Here is a 17,380-nt window from a genome sequence, read left to right as displayed (position 1 = left end):
AACGGTCACCGTTTCCCGAAGGGCACACGCTGAGCGCCGACACGACTACTACCGACACGCCGTCGCCGCTGCGCGCGGTGGTGGCCGACGACGAAACACTGCTGCGCGAAGGCCTGACCAGCTTGCTGGACCGGTCGGGGTTCACGGTGGTGGGCCAGGCTGGCGACGCCACCGAACTGCTCGCGCAAGCGCGCAGCCATGCCCCCGATGTGGTTGTCGTCGATATCCGGATGCCGCCGACCCATACCACCGAGGGCCTGGACGCCGCCCGAACGATCCGCGAAGAGCTGCCGGACACCGGGATCATGGTGCTGTCTGCTCACGTCGACGTCGAGCACGCAATGGAGTTGTTGGCCGGCGGCGGCGGGATCGGCTATCTGCTCAAAAGCCGGGTCACCGACGTCGCCGATTTCGTCGCCACCCTGCGCCGGATCGCCAACGGCGCCTCGGTGGTCGACCCGGCTCTGGTGCAGGAGCTGGTATCGGGCCGGCGACGCGACGACCCGCTGTCGGTGCTATCGCCGCGCGAACTGGAGGTGCTGGAGTTGATGGCCGAGGGCCGCTCGAACGCGGGCATCGCGCGGCGGCTGTGGGTGACCGAAGGCACCGTCGAAAAGCATGTCCGCAGCATCCTGACCAAACTGGATCTGGCCGAAACAGACGACGACCACCGCCGGGTGCGGGCGGTGATCACGTTCCTGGACTCCAGGTAAACCCCTCGCTTAGCTGGCTCGGTCCAGAATTTCGCGGATCGCGGCACCGGACACGACGGACTTCGGCAAGAAAGCCACCGCCGGGCTCGTCGAGATCAACTCCGCAAAGTCCTCCTCCGCATGGGTCGAGATCAAAATCACCCGCGGGGCGGCGTCGGCGCCACCCCGATGCAGTTGTTCAGCCAGGTCGAATCCGCTCTCCCCGTCCAACTCGATATCGACCAGCGTGATGTCGGGGCGCAAGTCTTGGACGCATTGCACCCCGGCCGACGACGACTGCGCCACCCCCACGACGTCGATGTTCTGCCGCTCGAGCAATCGAGCCGCAGCATTAAGGAAGTCGCGGTTGTTGTCCACAATCACGCAGCGCAATACCCCACCCGTTGCCACCCATCCAGTGTCGCGGCGCAGGCGGGTCGAGCGCATACCTGCTAGCTGGAAACTATTGCTCGGCCGCGCGTGTCTCACCGGTGATACAGTGGGTTGGTGGTGTCCGTAACCGTGCGCGAACTGCGCAACAAGGGCGGAGAAGTGCTGGACCGTGTCGAGCGGGGCGAACGTGTAGTGGTAACCCGAGACGGGCGTCCTATCGCCGAGCTTCGGCCGCTGCCCCGTCGCAGCGCCCGACCTGAGGAACTGATTGAGCGCTGGAAGCGGTTGCCGCCCGTTGACCCCGAAGCGCTGCGACGAGACATCGATGCCCTCATCGATCCGTCGCTGTGATCGAAGAGCCAGCTTCGAGAGGCTTGCTCGATACCTCGGTGGTGATCCTGCTGGGCCGAATTACCGATCCGTCGGCGCTGCCGGAGGAAGCGGTTATTAGCGCCATAACGCTGGCGGAACTATCGCTTGGACCGCACGTGGCCCAAACCGAAGAAGAACGCGCAGCACGGCAGGCGCGTCTACAGCAAGCCGAATCCGATTTCGACGCACTGCCTTTCGATGGCGCAGCAGCCCGGGCATTCGCCGTAGTGGCGGCGTCACTGCGCGCTTCGGGACGGAAACCGGCGGCCCGCGCCTACGACGCTTTGATTGCCGCCACTGCGATCGCGCATGGTGTGCCGCTGTACACGTGTAATCCCAGTGATTTCGACGGCATCCCGCACCTGGACTTACGCGTTGTGGCGCATCCGGAGCAGAGCCGATTTTGAGCTGCGGTCTGACCGGCCCACGGGAACCCGCCCTGACCTGCTGGATTCGACGCTGGTGACCCCCACTGCACTACCCTGATGGGCTATGTGCGGAATCGTCGGCTACGTCGGGCAGCAGTCTGCCTGCGAGGCCGTCGTCGAAGCGCTGCGCCGGATGGAGTACCGCGGCTACGACTCGGCCGGCATCGCGCTGATCGACGGGGCCGGCGAGCTCACCGTCCGTCGGCGAGCCGGCCGACTGGCCAACCTGGAGGAGTCGCTGCGCGATACCGATTCCGCAGCGCTGAGCGGCACCACCGGCCTCGGGCATACCCGCTGGGCTACCCACGGTCGCCCCACCGACCGCAATGCGCACCCACATAGTGACGCGGCCGGCAAGATCGCCGTCGTTCACAACGGGATCATCGAGAACTTCGCCACCTTGCGCCACGAGTTGGAGGCCGCCGGTGTGGAGTTCGCCAGCGACACCGACAGCGAGGTCGCCGTTCATCTGGTGGCGCAGGCATACCGACATGGGCCGACTGCCGGTGATTTCACTGGCTCCGTGCTGGCAGTCGTGCGCCGGCTGGAAGGGCACTTCACCCTGGTCTTCGCCAACGCCGACGAGCCCGGCACCATCGTCGCCGCCCGTCGCTCCACGCCGCTGGTGGTCGGCATCGGCGACGGCGAGATGTTCCTCGGCTCCGACGTGGCCGCATTCATCCCGCATACCCGCGAGGCGGTCGAGCTGGGCCAGGACCAGGCCGTGGTGATCACCGCCGATGGCTACCGGATCACCGACTTCGACGGCAACGACGACGCCGCCAACGCTCGTCCCTTCCATATCGACTGGGACCTGGACGCCGCCGAGAAAGGCGGCTACGAGTACTTCATGCTCAAGGAGATCGCCGAACAGCCCGCCGCGGTGGCCGACACGCTGCTCGGGCACTTCGTCGACGGCCGGATCGTGCTCGACGAGCAGCGGCTCTCCGACCAGGAGCTACGCGAGGTCGACAAGGTGTTCGTGGTCGCCTGCGGCACCGCCTACCACTCCGGGCTGCTGGCCAAATACGCGATCGAGCACTGGACCCGGCTACCCGTCGAGGTGGAGCTGGCCAGTGAGTTCCGCTATCGCGACCCGGTACTCGACCGCAGCACGCTGGTGGTGGCGATCTCGCAGTCAGGCGAGACCGCCGACACCCTCGAGGCGGTCCGGCACGCCAAGGAGCAGAAGGCCAAGGTGCTGGCGATCTGCAACACCAACGGCAGCCAGATTCCGCGGGAATGCGACGCGGTGCTCTACACCCGCGCCGGACCGGAGATCGGCGTGGCGTCGACCAAGACGTTTTTGGCGCAGATCGCGGCGAACTACCTCGTCGGCCTGGCGCTGGCGCAGGCTCGCGGCACCAAATACCCCGACGAGGTCGAGCGCGAGTACCACGAACTGGAGTCGATGCCGGATCTGGTGGCCCGCGTGCTCACCGGAATCAGGCCGGTTGCCGACTTGGCCTACCGGTTCGCTCAATCGTCGACGGTGCTGTTCCTCGGCCGCCACGTCGGGTACCCGGTGGCGCTGGAAGGCGCGCTGAAACTCAAGGAATTGGCCTACATGCACGCCGAGGGGTTTGCCGCCGGCGAGCTCAAGCACGGCCCGATCGCGCTGATCGAAGACGACCTGCCTGTCATCGTCGTGATGCCCTCGCCGAAGAACTCAGCCACGTTGCACGCCAAGCTGCTGTCCAACATCCGCGAAATCCAGACCCGTGGTGCGGTGACCATCGTGATCGCCGAAGAGGGCGACGACACGGTGCGTCCCTACGCCGATCACTTGATCGAAATCCCCGCGGTATCAAGGCTTTACCAGCCGCTGCTGTCGACGATCCCGCTGCAGGTGTTCGCGGCGTCGGTGGCCCGCGCCCGCGGCTACGACGTGGACAAGCCGCGCAACCTGGCCAAGTCGGTCACCGTCGAATAGGAACTTTCGCGAAACAGCAGCCACGGCCGTGATTCGGTCAGGATCACAGCCCTAGCTTCTGACTGCCGTGCGATCGTGGATGCGTGGCGACGGCATCGAGATTGAGAACGTGGCTGGCGGCTGGGTGGCGGTTTGTCAGCAGCGCACCGTTGACCTACCTGTGGCTGACCGTATTGCTGGTCACCACCATCATTCAGCACCGGCTGACCCGGCGGCAGTTGCACACCGTGCTGGTCGACGGCTCCACCAATCTGTATCACCTGGCGCGGGATCCGCTGGAAGTGCTGTTTTCCAGCCTGCTCTGGATCGACGGCCGGTACTGGACGCCGTACCTGGTCCTCTTCACGCTGTTCCTGGCGCCCGCAGAGCGGTGGCTCGGTCAAATACGTTGGCTGACAGTGGGGTTGACGGCTCATATCGGAGCTACATATATCAGCGAAGGGTTGCTCTACCTGGCCATCGAGCAGCATCTGGAATCCGAGAGGCTGGTGCACGCCCGTGATATCGGGGTCAGCTACTTCCTTGTCGGGGTCATCGCGGTGCTGGCTTATCACATTGCCCGGCCCTGGCGGTGGGGCTACTTGGCGATCTTGCTGATCGTCTTCATCGTGCCGTTGGTCATCCATGTGAACTTCACCGCGATCGGGCATTTCGCGGCGATCGTCATCGGTCTCTGCTTTTATCCGATGGCGCAAGGCCGCGGCCGCCCCTCAATCGGGCCGGCGAAGCTCACGGATGCCGGGCGGTGACGCCGCCGTCGACGACGACGTGCGTGCCGGTGATGAACGACGCCCGCGGCGACATCAAGAACGCCACTGCTTGCGCCACCTCGGCGGGCTCGCCGATCCGGCCCAGCGGCGCGGCTTGCACGAAGCCGGCGCGAACCTCCTCGACGTCGAGGGCGATCTGCAGCATCGGGGTGTGGATGAAGCCGGGGCACACCGCGTTGACCCGGATGCCGGCCGGGCCCAGCTGAGCGGCCATCGACCGGGTCAAGCCCAGCAGGCCGGCCTTGGAAGCGCAGTAGGCCGGGATGAACGGGTTGGCGGCCAGCCCCTCGATGCTGGAGATCCCCACCACTGCCGGCGAGCGGCCGTCGCGCGCAGACTGTTCCAGCTGCGGCAGCAGCAACTGCACCAGCATCGCCTGGGCGCGAAGGTTCACGTCGAGGATGGCGTCCCAGGAGTCGCCGGTGTAGGCGCCGACCGGCTCGGCGAGCACCCGCCCGGCGGCGTGCACCAGGCCGTCGACGCCATCGAGCGCGGCAGCGGCCGCGGCGACCGCGTCGGGCAGCGCGGCGTCGTCACTGACGTCGACCAGGAAACCTGGCATACCCAGCTCCGCGGCGACCTGCTGCACCGCCGGGGCGATGTCCCACAGCGCCACCCGCCGGCCGTCGGCGATCAGCGCCTCGGCGCTCGCCCGCCCGATGCCCGACGCGCCGCCGGTGACGATGACTCCGCTCACTGGGTTCCTTCCGCACCGATTTTTCGAACCACGAACTGTGACCAGTCCGGTTCACGGACCGCCGTCCAGTACTCGTTGAGGCGCCACGGGCTGACGGTGTGAATCTCCCCGTCGGTGTTCTTGAAGTAGGAGTGCTTGACCGCGGGGTGCGACCACACCATCTGTTTGATCTCGGCCTGGGTGCGTTGATGCCACGCGCTGGCCGCCTCGGCGGTCGGCTCGACCGAATGCACGGCGCCCCTGACTAATTCCTCCAGGCAGCTGTTGATGTAGCGCATCTGCAGTTCGGAGTTGAAGATCAAGCTGCCGCCGTGGGCAAGATGCGCGCCCGGCCCGTAGAGCAGAAAGAAGTTGGGGAACCCCGGAACGGTGATTCCCAAGTAGGCATACGGCCGCTGGCCCCACACGGCGTGCAGGTCGGCCCCGTCGCGGCCGGTGACCGTCATCGGCCACAGCACATCGGTATGCCGAAACCCGGTGGCGTAGACGATGACATCCACCTCGTGGTTGACGCCGTCGTCGGTCAGGACACCGCCGGGAGTGATCTGCTGGATCGGGGTGCGCACCAGCTCGACGTTGTCGCGGCGCAGCGTTGCCAGCCAGGTGCCGTTGTCCTGCAGCGTTCGTTTGCCGGTGGCCGGGTAGTCCGGCAGCACCTTGGCCAGCAAATCCTGATCTGCCCCAACCTGATTGGTGATCCAGTCGGTGAACATCAACCGCGCGGCGGCGTTGATCTCGCTGACCGCATAATCCTGATCGGAGTAATCCGGGTCGACACGTGCAGCGTCGAGTCCCTTGTCGGCGCCGGGCCACAACACCAGGAAGCGATACCAGCGACCGTAGAACGGCAGGTGGTCCATCGCCCAGCGCACTCCGTCGGCGACGCACTCGTGATACATCGGATTGGGGAACATCCACTGGGCGCTGCGTTGAAAGACCGTCAGATGCTCGACGTCCTCGGCGATGGCGGGCGCGATCTGAAATCCGCTGGCGCCCGCGCCGATCAGCGCCACCCGCTTGCCGATCAGGTCCACCGAGTGGTCCCAGGCCGCCGAGTGAAACGACGGCCCACTGAAAGTGTCCGCTCCGGCGAAGGCCGGGACATGGGGCCGGTTGAGCTGACCGACCGCGGTAATAACGGCGCGGGCCCGCAAAGTGGTGATCTGGCCGTCGTGAGACCGGACGGTCAGCGTCCACGTCCCGTCGCCGTCGTGCCATTCGGCCGCAGTCACCTCGGTCTGCCACCGAACCTGCTCGCCTAGGCCGTATTTGTCGATCAGCGTGGTGAAATACGCCTGCAACTCGGGTTGCTCGGCGAAGAAGTGCGTCCAATCGTTACTGGGTTCGAAGCTGTAACAGTAGAAGTGGTTGGCCACGTCAACACGAGCCCCGGGATAGGTGTTTTCCCACCAGGTTCCACCCGGCCCGGCGTTCTTCTCAATGATGGTGAACGGAATGTTGGCCTGGCGCAGCCGGATTCCGGCCAGGACGCCGGATTCGCCGCAGCCGATGACCACGACGGGCAGCTCCTGGGTTCGGCCGGGATCCAGCGGCGCCGGGCGGCGCGGGTCGATTCCGCCGAGGTCCATCTCTTCCAGCAGCAGCTCGACGTAGTCGTCGGGCACGGTTTCGCAGGCCGCCCAGTCCATCATCTCTTTGACGAGGTCGCGGGGCAGCGGCGCGGGCTCGGGGCAGCCGCGGTCGCGGTAGTCGACGATCACCGGCAGCGCCGCCGCGCGGGCGCGGGCTTTGTCGTCTTCGGACATGAATCCCTGGACCTCGTTGAGAAAGATCCCGGCGGGCTTGAACTCGCGGATGAAGTGCGGCTCGCCGGTGATGTGCACCAACGAGAGCAGCAATGTCGGGATGCTCACCTGTTCCAGGGCGGCGGCGATATCGGCTGTGGAGGTGGCGAAGGGCCGGCCGGCATAGCGGCTGCGCGTCAAGTCGGGTCCTTCCGTCCGCCTATTACGCTACGCATAGTTGCGTAATCGCTGGATACCCTACGCGGACGGTTATGCCGGATCAAGGGTGCAGTCCGGCCGCGCCGGACTAATTCACCGAAATTGATTTCGCGGGCGTTAGTTTCATGCTCAAATCCGAGTCATTGTGTCGGCGAGGGGATCTGATTGTGCAAAACGAGTCGGTGGAGCGGCTAACGGGCATCGGGTTTGGGCGTTCGTGAAAGTCGCTATCGCCGGACTCGTCGTGGCGGTCCTGGGGGCGTATGTCGCGTCGGTCCTGCTCTACGCCAATGGCGGCATGGGGCACCGTCAGACCAACCACGCGCTCCCGGGCGACGTGACCGTCGCGAACTTCAATGTGGAAGACATCCAATCGAACAACACCGTTCTCGTCGCCAACCTCACCATTTCGCCGGGGTCGGCGCTGCTGGATCCGCACACCCACCGGCTGGCCGACGAGCTCAGTGTCGCAGTCACATCAGTGGCCCAACCGACCACGCGCACATGGTCAAAAGACGTACTTCCCGGTGTGTTTCCCGTCCCGCTGACCCTCAGCGGCCAGGCTGAAGACTGGCCCTTCGATAGCTATCATTCCGGCCCGATCACGGTCGAGCTGTTTCGCGGGGCTGCGAAGGTACCGGAGCCCGCGATGGTGACCTTCACCAATCGCCTGCCCGGCTGGAGAGTCGACGCGGGCCTGGCCGCCCAGAGCGAAATGTTCGCCCCGCATCGGGTGGAGCTGCGGCGATCAACGAGTACGGCAGCGTTCGCGATCGTCATCGTCACCGTTCTCGTGGTGATTGCTGCGCAAGCTCTGTTCGTTGCGATTCAAACGTTGCGCAACCGCCGTCCGTTTCAGCCGCCCATGACGACGTGGTACGCCGCGATGCTGTTCGCGGTGGTCCCGCTGAGAAACGCGCTGCCGGGTTCGCCGCCGTTCGGTAGCTGGATCGACGTCACCGTCGTGCTCTGGGTCATCGTGCTGTTGGTCGTCGCGATGCTGCTCTATATCGCTTGTTGGTGGCACCATCTGAGGCCACACGTCGCCGGCGACTTTGGCGGCTGACCCGGCAGGGAGCGCAGCGCGCCGCGGCGCGGCATGCAATCCTGGGGTTGATGCGGCACTACTACTCCGTTGACGCGATTCGCGAAGCCGAAGCGCCGCTACTGGCCACCCTGCCCGACGGCGCGTTGATGCGCCGGGCCGCCTACGGGCTGGCCACCGAGATCCTCCGCGAGCTGACCGCCCGCACCGGTGGAGTGACGGGCCGGCGGGTGTGCGCTGTCGTCGGCTCCGGCGACAACGGCGGCGACGCGCTGTGGGCGGCGACGTTTCTGCGTCGCCGGGGCGCGGCCGCGGCCGCCATCCTGCTCAACCCCGAGCGTGCCCACCGCCAGGCGCTCGCGGCGTTCCGGAAGTCCGGCGGGCGCATCGTCGACTCCATCGCCGGCACGACCGACCTGGTCATCGACGGCGTGGTAGGCATTTCCGGGTCCGGGCCGCTGCGACCGGCGGCAGCCGAGCTTTTCGCCGCCGCCGGCGCGATCCCGGTCGTGGCCGTCGACATTCCCAGCGGCATCGACGTGGCCACCGGAGCGATCACCGGCCCTGCCGTACACGCCGCGTTGACCGTGACGTTCGGCGGCCTCAAACCCGTGCACGCACTGGCCGACTGCGGCCGCGTCCGATTGGTCGACATCGGTCTGGAGCTCCCCGACACCGACGTGCGCGGTTTCGAGGCCCTCGATGTGGTGGCGCGCTGGCCGGTGCCCGGACCCGACGACGACAAGTACACCCAGGGCGTGACCGGCATCCTGGCGGGTTCGTCGACCTATCCCGGTGCGGCCGTGCTGTGCACCGGCGCGGCGGTGGCCGCCACCTCTGGCATGGTCCGCTATGCGGGCAGCGGGCACGCCGAGGTGCTCGCGCACTGGCCCGAAGTCATCGCCACGCCCACCCCCGGCACGGCCGGACGCGTGCAGTCCTGGGTCGTCGGGCCGGGTCTGGGCACCGAGGACACCGGCGCTGCCGCGCTGTGGTTCGCGCTGGACACCGACCTGCCGGTGATCGTCGACGCCGACGCGCTGACCATCCTGGCCGCACACCCCGAGCTCGTCAGCTCTCGACGCGCGCCCACCGTCCTCACCCCGCACGCCGGTGAATTCGCCCGGCTGGCCGGCGCCCCGCCGGGCGAGGACCGCATCGCCGCCACCCGCAAGCTCGCCGACGCGTTCGGCGCGACGGTGCTGCTCAAAGGCAACGTCACCGTCGTCGCCGAACCCGAAGGCCCGGTCTACCTGAGCCCGGCCGGACAATCCTGGGCGGCCACCGCCGGATCCGGTGACGTGCTGTCCGGGATGATCGGCGCGCTGCTGGCAGGTGGCCTGCCGACGGGCGAGGCCGCCGCGGCGGCAGCCTTCGTACATGCCCGCGCGGCGGCGTTGTCGGCCGGCGATCCCGGACCCGGCGACGCCCCCACGTCGTCGTCGCGCATCCTCGGCCACATCCGCACCGCCCTGGCCGGTCTGTAGCCCGCACCAACGAAAGGATCCGCCGTGCCCCACCCATCAGTTCCTGCGCATTCGGTGAGCCCGGCCTACACCGGCCGGCTGTTCACCGCGCCGGTGCCCGCGTTGCGGATGCCCGACGAGTCGATGGATCCCGAAGCCGCCTATCGCTTCATCCACGACGAGTTGATGCTCGACGGCAGCTCGCGGCTGAACCTGGCCACGTTCGTCACCACCTGGATGGATCCCGAGGCCGGGAGGCTGATGGCCGAAACGTTCGACAAGAACATGATCGACAAGGACGAATACCCGGCGACCGCGGCCATCGAGCAGCGCTGCGTGTGCATGGTCGCCGATTTGTTCCATGCCGAGGGGCTGCGCGACGACGACCCGTCCAGCGCGATCGGGGTGTCGACGATCGGCTCGTCTGAGGCGGTGATGCTGGGCGGGCTGGCGCTGAAGTGGCGCTGGCGCCAAAAGGTCGGCGCGGGCTGGAAAGGCCGCACCCCCAACCTGGTGATGGGCTCCAACGTGCAGGTGGTCTGGGAGAAGTTCTGCCGCTACTTCGACGTCGAGCCCCGCTACCTGCCGATGGAAGAAGGCCGCTACGTCATCACCCCCGAGCAAGTGGTGGAGGCCGTCGACGAGGACACCATCGGTGTGGTCGCCATCCTGGGCACCACCTACACCGGTGAGCTCGAACCGGTCGCGGAGATCTGCGCGGCGCTGGACAAGCTGGCCGCGGGCGGCGGGGTCGACGTTCCGGTGCACGTCGACGCGGCCAGCGGCGGTTTTGTGGTGCCGTTTTTGCACCCGGGCCTCAAGTGGGACTTCCGGCTGCCGCGGGTGGTGTCGATCAATGTCAGCGGCCACAAATACGGCCTGACGTATCCGGGCATCGGGTTCGTGGTGTGGCGCAGCCCTGAACACCTGCCCGAGGACCTGGTGTTCCGGGTCAACTACCTGGGCGGCGACATGCCGACCTTCACACTGAACTTCTCCCGACCGGGCAACCAGGTGGTCGGCCAGTACTACAACTTCCTGCGGCTGGGCCGGGAAGGCTACACCCAGGTGATGCAGTCGCTGTCGCAGACGGCGCGCTGGCTGGGCCAGCAGCTCAAGGCGGGCGAGCATTTCGAGCTGATCTCCGACGGATCGGCCATCCCGGTGGTGGCCGCCCGGCTGCGCGGAGACCGCGGCTACACCGAGTTCGATGTCTCCCACGAACTGCGCACCTTCGGCTGGCAGGTGCCGGCCTACACCATGCCCGACAACGCCACCGACGTCTCGGTGCTGCGCATCGTGGTACGCGAAGGGCTCTCCGCCGATCTGGCGCGGGCATTGCATGACGACACCGCGACCGCGCTGAGCCACCTGGACAAGCTCAAGCCCGGCGGCCACTTCGACGAGCAGCACTTCGCCCACTGAGGTCTCTTTGCGCCGAGCGTGAAGCCACTGCGAGATTTGTAGCGTTTTTTCGCAACAGCTTCACGCTGGGCGAGGCCGGCAGCCCGCTTCTGGGACAATAGCCGGGAGATGACTGCGATTTCCCAGACGAGCGGCCTGATCGCCGAGGCGGTCGTCGACCTCGGTGCCATCGCGCACAACGTGCGGGTCCTGCGTGAACACGCCGGGCCCGCGCAGCTGATGGCCGTCGTCAAGGCCGACGGATACGGGCACGGTGCCACGCCGGTCGCCCGCGCGGCGCTGACCGCCGGCGCTGCCGAACTCGGGGTGGCCACCATCGAGGAAGCGCTCGCATTGCGCGCCGACGGCATCACGGCACCGGTGCTGGCATGGCTGCATCGCCCCGGCACCGACTTCGCGCCGGCGGTGAGCGCCGACGTCCAGATCGCCGTGTCCTCGCTGCGCCAACTCGACGAACTGCTCGACGCCGTGCGCCGCACCGGTCAGACGGCGACGGTGACGGTCAAAGCCGACACCGGGATGAACCGCAACGGTGTCCGCGCCGGCGAATACCCGTCGATGCTGGCCGAACTGCGCCGTGCCATCGCCGACGATGCCATCCGGGTGCGTGGATTGATGTCGCATCTGGCGTGTGCCGACGAGCCTGCACACCCCGCCAACGACCTGCAGGCTCAACGGTTCGGCGAGATGCTGGCGCAGGCCCGAGATCACGGTGTGCACTTCGAGGTGGCGCACCTGGCTAATTCACCGGCCGCGCTGACCCGCCCCGACTTTTGCTTCGACATGGTGCGGCCCGGCATCGCGGTCTATGGGCTCAACCCCTTCCCGGAACGCGATGACCTGGACCTGGTGCCGGCGATGACGGTCAAATGCGTTGTCGCACTGGTTCGCTCGGTGCGCGCCGGTGAAGGCGTGTCCTACGGGCACACCTGGATCGCCGAGCGTGACACCAATCTGGCGTTGCTGCCGCTGGGCTACGCCGACGGAGTGTTCCGCTCGCTGAGCGGTCGCCTCGACGTGCTGATCAACGGCAGACGCCGCCGTAGCGTGGGGCGGGTTTGCATGGACCAGTTCGTGGTCGATCTGGGTCCGGGTACCCCAGACGTCGCTGAGGGCGATGAGGCGATCCTGTTCGGGCCGGGCACCCACGGTGAGCCCACCGCGCAGGACTGGGCTGACCTATTGGGCAGCATCCACTACGAAGTGGTAACGAGCCCTCGTGGTCGTGTTACCCGGACGTACCTTGAGGCCGAAAGTCGTTGAGCGGCGACGACCTTGACGGCGCGCACCCGGCCCGAGTGGGACTAGCCCGCTGGCTGGCCGGTGCGGCCGGTGTGGGCGCGGTGGGCACGATAGCCGGAGTGACGGTCGCTCGGCAGGTGACTCGGCGTGTCATCGCGGACGACCCTTACGTCCACGAGAACTTCGAGGCGCTCGACGGCGACCGCAGCTATGTGGTGACGACGCCCGACGGGGTGCCGCTGGCGGTGCGTGAGGTGGGGCCCGTCGACGCACCGCTGACGGTGGTGTTCGCCCACGGATTCTGTCTTCGGATGGGCGCCTTCTACTTTCAGCGCAAGCGGTTGTGCGAGGAGTGGGGCCCGCGGGTCCGGATGATCTTCTACGACCAGCGGGGACACGGCCGCTCGGGCGAAGCGTCACCGGAAACCTACACGGTGTCGCAGTTGGGCATGGATTTGGAGACCGTGCTGCAGGTGATCGCGCCACGGGGTCCGATTGTGATGGTCGGTCATTCAATGGGCGGCATGACCGTGTTGTCGCATGCCAGGCAGTACCCGCACCACTACGGCAGCCGGATCGTCGGCGCGGCGTTGATTTCGTCTGCAGCCGAGGGTGTTTCGAAATCGCCGCTGGGCGAGATCCTGGAGAACCCGGCGCTGAACGCCATTCGGCTAGCTGCCCGGTCCGCGCCGAAGCTGGTACACCGTGGCCGCAATGCGGCGCGTTCGCTGATCGGCCCGATTCTGCGGGCAGCGTCCTATGGCGATTTCGACGTCAGCCCCAGCGTGGTGGCCTTTTCGCAGAAGATGATGCACGGCACGCCAATCCCGACAATGGTGGAGTTCTTGCATGCCCTGGAGGTGCACGACGAAACCGCCGCGCTGCCTACGTTGGCGAAGGTTCCGACCTTGATCGTCTGCGGTGATCACGACCTGCTCACCCCCGACGAATATTCGCGGCGGATGGCCGACGCGCTGCCCAATTCAGAGCTGATCATCATGTCGCGGGCCGGTCATTTGGTGCTGCTGGGCAAGCCGGACCGGATCAACGACGCCTTGGTCCGGCTGGTCAGGCGGGCCACTCCGGGCCGGCTGGCGGCGCTGAGTCGGCGGTGGCGCGAACGGTCGTGGCGGCGTGGCTGAACTCGGAGCAGGTACGGCGACCCTCGCGCAGGTCGAAGACACCATAGCGCTGGGGTCGCGGCTGGGCGCCCAGCTGCGCACCGGAGACGTGGTGGTGCTCTCCGGTCCGCTTGGCGCCGGCAAGACCGTGCTTGCCAAGGGGATTGCCGAGGCACTGGATGTCGACGGGCCGGTCACGTCGCCGACATTCGTGCTGGCGCGGGTGCACCCGCCGAGGCGCGCCGGCGCGCCGGCGATGATCCATGTCGACGTCTACCGGCTGCTGGATCACCACGGGGCCGACTTGCTCGGCGAGCTCGATTCGCTGGACCTGGACACCGATCTCGACGACGCCGTCGTCGTCGTGGAGTGGGGCGAGGGCCTGGCCGAACGACTTTCCGAGCGTCACCTCGACATCCGCCTCGAACGGATCACCAACTCCGACGTGCGCACCGCGACCTGGCAGTGGAGCTGCTGATGTCACGCCGCGTCTTGGCCATCGACACCGCCACACCGTCGGTCACGGCGGGAATCGTCACCGACGACCTTGATGTGCTCGCCGAGCGAATCACCGTCGACGCCCGCGCCCACGCCGAACGGCTCACGCCGAATGTGTTGGCCGCGCTCACCGATGCCGGGCTGACGATGGCCGACCTCGATGCCGCGGTGGTCGGTTGCGGGCCTGGCCCGTTCACCGGCTTGCGGGTGGGGATGGCGACCGCGGCCGCCTACGGACACGCGCTGGGCATCCCGGTGTACGGCGTGTGCAGCCTGGACGCCATCGGCGGGCAGACGACCGGCGAGACGCTGGTCGTCACCGACGCCCGCCGGCGTGAAATCTATTGGGCCCGTTACCGCGACGGTGTTCGCGTCGACGGGCCGGCCGTCAATGCACCGGCCGACGTGGACCCCGGCGCGGCGCGCGCGGTCGCCGGATCCCCGCAGCACGCGACGCTGTTCGACCTGCCGCGCTGCGACCCGACCCACCCGACGCCGGCCGGACTGGTAGCCGCGGTCGACTGGTCGGACGAGCCGGCGCCGCTGGTGCCGTTGTACCTGCGCCGGCCGGACGCCAAACCAGCGGCTGAGCGCAACGTGGTGTGCGGTCCGCTCACGCCCGCGGATGCCAGGCGGTGCGCCGAACTGGAGGCGCTGCTGTTTCCCGGCGACGACCCGTGGCCCAAGGCCGCATTCGTCCGCGAACTCGCCGCCAAGCACAACCATTACGTCGCCGCGCGCATTGGCGACGTGCTGGTGGGGTACGGGGGCATTTCACGGTTGGGCCGCACGCCGCCGTTCGAGTACGAGGTGCACACCATCGGCGTTGACCCGGCCTACCAGGGTCGCGGCATCGGGCGCCGGCTGCTGGGCGAGCTACTGGACTTTGCCAATGACGGCGTTATCCACTTGGAGGTCCGCACCGACAACGCGGCGGCGATCGCGCTCTACCGCAGCGTCGGGTTCACCGATGTCGGGCTGCGCCGACGGTACTACCGGATCAGTGGCGCCGACGCCTACACGATGCGACGGGACCCAGCATGACTGTCATTGTGGCCATCGAAAGCTCCTGCGACGAAACGGGTGTCGGCATCGCCCGACTCGACTCCGACGGCACCGTGACGCTGCTGGCCGACGAAGTGGCATCCAGTGTCGACGAACATGTCCGGTTCGGCGGCGTGGTGCCCGAGATCGCCTCTCGAGCGCATCTGGAGGCACTCGGCCCGACGATGCGCCGCGCGCTGGCATCAGCCGGCATCAGCCGGCCAGACGTCGTCGCCGCCACGATCGGACCCGGGCTAGCCGGCGCGCTGTTGGTGGGAGTGGCTGCGGCCAAGGCCTATTCGGCGGCCTGGGACGTGCCGTTCTACGCGGTGAACCATCTGGGCGGGCATTTGGCTGCCGACGTCTACGAGCACGGGCCGCTGCCGCACAGCGTGGCATTGCTGGTATCCGGCGGGCACACCCATCTGTTGCACGTGCGCTCACTGGGCGAGCCGATCGTCGAGTTGGGCGGCACCGTCGACGACGCCGCGGGAGAGGCCTATGACAAGGTGGCCAGGCTGCTCGGGCTCGGTTATCCGGGCGGCAAGGTGCTCGACGAGCTGGCCCGCACCGGTGATCGCGACGCAATTGTGTTCCCTCGCGGCATGACCGGGCCGCGCGACGATCCGCACGCATTCAGCTTCTCCGGTCTCAAGACCGCCGTCGCCCGGTATGTGGAAAGCCATCCCGACGCCCCGACCGCCGACATCGCGGCCGGCTTTCAGGAGGCGGTCGCCGACGTGCTGACAATGAAGGCCGTGCGTGCCGCCACCGGACTGGGAGTCTCGACACTGCTGATCGCCGGGGGAGTGGCAGCCAACTCGCGGCTGCGCGAATTGGCCGAAGAACGTTGTGCCGCAGCCGGATTGACGTTGCGGATTCCGCGGCCGCGGCTGTGCACCGACAACGGTGCGATGATCGCTTCGTTCGCGGCGCATCTGGTGTCGGCGGGCGCGCCGCCGTCGCCGCTGGACGTGTCGACCGACCCGGGCCTGCCGGTGGTCACCGGCCAGCTGCCCTGACGGTTACTGGTTGCCGGTTTGGTGGGTGACGATGAGCAGGTTGTCGCTGGTTGACCAGGCCTGCGTGAACGTGGCCATCGGGATCTGCTCGTTGCGGCCGGTGGGGATGCCGCTGTCGTTGAGGTGCACGGTGTCGTCGCGGGTGTCGACGCCGGTGACCACGACGGCATGGTCCGGGTCGGTGCGCTGGCCCTGGCCCGGGGGGTAGTTCCAGATGGTTTCGGCGTTGAGCCCGGCGATCACCTTGTGGCCGCCGGCCAGGTCCTGCTCCAGCGTCTGCATGGTGTTGCCGGTGGTCAGGTCGGATTGGATGCCGTAGTGCTCGAGCAGCACCACCATGTCGCCCGGGGAGGTGCCGTCGAACTCGTAGATCTGGCCGTGGTGGGTTTGGCTGGGGGTGAAGAACCCGCGCATCTCGATGCCGAGCTGGGAGGGCTCGTGGCCGGTGAGTTGCCCGACCACGTCGGCGACGGCCATCAGCCCGCAGTCTTCCTGATGCTGATAGCGCCAGTAGGGGGCGGCGGCTTCGGGATTGCCATACATTTGGCCGTTCGGGTCGGCGTGGCTGACCCCGGCCCCGCCGAGCGCGGCCGCGACGATCATTGCGGCCACACCGGCCGTCCAGGTCGCTTTGCGGATGCCAATGGACATGACCTCAAGTATCAGCGATGGTCCCCCCTTGCGCGAGCGTGCGTGTCCCCGGTCCGACACGCCGCGTGCGGACCGGGAACACGCACCCTCGCGCCGAAGGGAGCCAGAAGCAACAGGGGGACCTTGAGTGCTAGCACTCGCGTGTATAGAGTGCTAGGTGGCAATCGGGCAATCCCTGTGTCGGCACCCGCGACGACGACGCTAGGGCGCGGCCGAAAGCCGAACACCTGGTAATTCGAAGGGCTCGGGGAGCAGCCCCGAGCTCACACACTGATCAAGTGGAGGGCTCCAATCGTGGCGAGCGTGAACATCAAGCCACTCGAGGACAAGATCCTCGTACAGGCCAACGAGGCCGAGACCACGACCGCTTCCGGTCTGGTCATTCCCGACACCGCCAAGGAGAAGCCGCAGGAAGGCACCGTCGTCGCCGTCGGCCCCGGCCGGTGGGACGAGGACGGCGAGAAGCGAATCCCGCTGGACGTGTCCGAGGGTGACACCGTCATCTACAGCAAGTACGGCGGCACCGAGATCAAGTACAACGGCGAGGAGTACCTGATCCTGTCGGCCCGCGACGTGCTGGCCGTCGTCTCCAAATAGCAACAGGCGTGTTCCGCCCC

Annotated in this window: 18 protein-coding genes and 1 pseudogene; 15 read left to right on the top strand and 4 right to left on the bottom strand. The window is 67.3% G+C overall.

The genetic code is table 11. The features are described 5' to 3' along the window. The first annotated feature begins 80 nt into the window (after window positions 1-80). Window positions 81-713 carry a response regulator gene (locus AC5Y49_RS14720; protein WP_499888178.1) on the top strand — a complete coding sequence of 211 codons (633 nt, stop codon included), beginning with the start codon at window positions 81-83 and terminating at the stop codon, window positions 711-713. 9 nt (window positions 714-722) lie between these two features. Here AC5Y49_RS14720 and AC5Y49_RS14715 read toward each other — a convergent pair whose 3' ends face one another. After that, on the bottom strand, window positions 723-1,103 hold the full coding sequence (locus AC5Y49_RS14715; RefSeq protein WP_499888177.1) for a response regulator: 381 nt from the start codon (window positions 1,101-1,103) through the stop codon (window positions 723-725). Between the two features lie 96 nt (window positions 1,104-1,199). On the opposite strand from AC5Y49_RS14715, the gene AC5Y49_RS14710 reads away from it, so the two are divergent. From AC5Y49_RS14710 to AC5Y49_RS14695, 4 genes are all read left to right on the top strand, one after another. Then, the gene (locus AC5Y49_RS14710) at window positions 1,200-1,436 is read left to right on the top strand and encodes a type II toxin-antitoxin system Phd/YefM family antitoxin (protein ID WP_499888175.1); all 237 of its coding nucleotides are present in this window, start codon (window positions 1,200-1,202) and stop codon (window positions 1,434-1,436) included. Continuing rightward, window positions 1,433-1,864, top strand: a complete 432-nt coding sequence (locus AC5Y49_RS14705) for a type II toxin-antitoxin system VapC family toxin (protein ID WP_499888173.1) — start codon at window positions 1,433-1,435, stop codon at window positions 1,862-1,864. Before AC5Y49_RS14710 ends, AC5Y49_RS14705 begins: the two co-directional genes overlap by 4 nt. Before the next feature lie 85 nt (window positions 1,865-1,949). Beyond that, the gene (glmS, locus tag AC5Y49_RS14700; RefSeq protein WP_499888171.1) at window positions 1,950-3,818 is read left to right on the top strand and encodes a glutamine--fructose-6-phosphate transaminase (isomerizing); all 1,869 of its coding nucleotides are present in this window, start codon (window positions 1,950-1,952) and stop codon (window positions 3,816-3,818) included. 83 nt (window positions 3,819-3,901) lie between these two features. Then, window positions 3,902-4,567 carry a rhomboid-like protein gene (locus AC5Y49_RS14695; RefSeq protein ID WP_499888170.1) on the top strand — a complete coding sequence of 222 codons (666 nt, stop codon included), beginning with the start codon at window positions 3,902-3,904 and terminating at the stop codon, window positions 4,565-4,567. Here AC5Y49_RS14695 and AC5Y49_RS14690 read toward each other — a convergent pair. Continuing rightward, a complete protein-coding gene (locus AC5Y49_RS14690; RefSeq protein ID WP_499888168.1) occupies window positions 4,548-5,285 on the bottom strand; it encodes an SDR family NAD(P)-dependent oxidoreductase in 738 nt (245 codons plus the stop codon). The two genes, AC5Y49_RS14695 and AC5Y49_RS14690, sit on opposite strands and share 20 nt — an antisense overlap. Continuing rightward, the gene (locus AC5Y49_RS14685) at window positions 5,282-7,231 is read right to left on the bottom strand and encodes a flavin-containing monooxygenase (RefSeq protein ID WP_499888166.1); all 1,950 of its coding nucleotides are present in this window, start codon (window positions 7,229-7,231) and stop codon (window positions 5,282-5,284) included. Before AC5Y49_RS14685 ends, AC5Y49_RS14690 begins: the two co-directional genes overlap by 4 nt. Before the next feature lie 235 nt (window positions 7,232-7,466). On the opposite strand from AC5Y49_RS14685, the gene AC5Y49_RS14680 reads away from it, so the two are divergent. From AC5Y49_RS14680 to tsaD, 9 genes and pseudogenes are all read left to right on the top strand, one after another. Then, window positions 7,467-8,315: a DUF4436 domain-containing protein gene (locus AC5Y49_RS14680; protein ID WP_499888164.1), complete on the top strand. Its 849-nt coding sequence runs from the start codon at window positions 7,467-7,469 to the stop codon at window positions 8,313-8,315. Between the two features lie 50 nt (window positions 8,316-8,365). After that, the gene (locus AC5Y49_RS14675) at window positions 8,366-9,781 is read left to right on the top strand and encodes an NAD(P)H-hydrate dehydratase (protein WP_499888802.1); all 1,416 of its coding nucleotides are present in this window, start codon (window positions 8,366-8,368) and stop codon (window positions 9,779-9,781) included. Between the two features lie 24 nt (window positions 9,782-9,805). Continuing rightward, a complete protein-coding gene (gene gad, locus AC5Y49_RS14670; protein WP_499888163.1) occupies window positions 9,806-11,185 on the top strand; it encodes a glutamate decarboxylase in 1,380 nt (459 codons plus the stop codon). Between the two features lie 108 nt (window positions 11,186-11,293). Beyond that, on the top strand, window positions 11,294-12,448 hold the full coding sequence (gene alr, locus AC5Y49_RS14665) for an alanine racemase (RefSeq protein WP_499888161.1): 1,155 nt from the start codon (window positions 11,294-11,296) through the stop codon (window positions 12,446-12,448). Then, complete coding sequence (locus AC5Y49_RS14660) at window positions 12,445-13,569, top strand: alpha/beta fold hydrolase (RefSeq protein ID WP_499888159.1); 1,125 nt, start codon at window positions 12,445-12,447, stop codon at window positions 13,567-13,569. Before alr ends, AC5Y49_RS14660 begins: the two co-directional genes overlap by 4 nt. Continuing rightward, a complete protein-coding gene (gene tsaE, locus AC5Y49_RS14655) occupies window positions 13,562-14,026 on the top strand; it encodes a tRNA (adenosine(37)-N6)-threonylcarbamoyltransferase complex ATPase subunit type 1 TsaE (RefSeq protein WP_499888157.1) in 465 nt (154 codons plus the stop codon). The genes AC5Y49_RS14660 and tsaE overlap by 8 nt, the downstream gene beginning before the upstream one ends. Beyond that, window positions 14,026-14,634, top strand: a pseudogene (tsaB, locus tag AC5Y49_RS14650) (tRNA (adenosine(37)-N6)-threonylcarbamoyltransferase complex dimerization subunit type 1 TsaB); the annotation flags it as partial. The gene tsaE and the pseudogene tsaB, both read left to right, overlap by 1 nt. A 9-nt stretch (window positions 14,635-14,643) precedes the next feature. Continuing rightward, window positions 14,644-15,090 (top strand): ribosomal protein S18-alanine N-acetyltransferase, encoded by a 447-nt coding sequence (gene rimI, locus AC5Y49_RS14645; protein ID WP_499888801.1) that lies wholly within the window; start codon window positions 14,644-14,646, stop codon window positions 15,088-15,090. After that, complete coding sequence (gene tsaD / locus AC5Y49_RS14640) at window positions 15,087-16,112, top strand: tRNA (adenosine(37)-N6)-threonylcarbamoyltransferase complex transferase subunit TsaD (RefSeq protein WP_499888155.1); 1,026 nt, start codon at window positions 15,087-15,089, stop codon at window positions 16,110-16,112. Before rimI ends, tsaD begins: the two co-directional genes overlap by 4 nt. A 3-nt stretch (window positions 16,113-16,115) precedes the next feature. Here the strand turns inward: tsaD and AC5Y49_RS14635 are convergent, their stop codons facing one another. Then, window positions 16,116-16,763, bottom strand: coding sequence for a C39 family peptidase (locus AC5Y49_RS14635; protein WP_499888153.1), 648 nt, complete (start codon window positions 16,761-16,763; stop codon window positions 16,116-16,118). A 294-nt stretch (window positions 16,764-17,057) separates the two neighbouring features. Between AC5Y49_RS14635 and groES the strand changes: the two genes are divergently transcribed. Beyond that, on the top strand, window positions 17,058-17,360 hold the full coding sequence (gene groES / locus AC5Y49_RS14630) for a co-chaperone GroES (protein WP_045384501.1): 303 nt from the start codon (window positions 17,058-17,060) through the stop codon (window positions 17,358-17,360). The last annotated feature ends 20 nt before the right edge of the window (window positions 17,361-17,380 follow it).

Source organism: Mycobacterium sp. NGS62 (assembly GCF_059812285.1).
The sequence above is the reverse complement of the archived record's forward strand: the minus strand, read 5'-3'. Positions and strand labels throughout refer to the sequence as shown.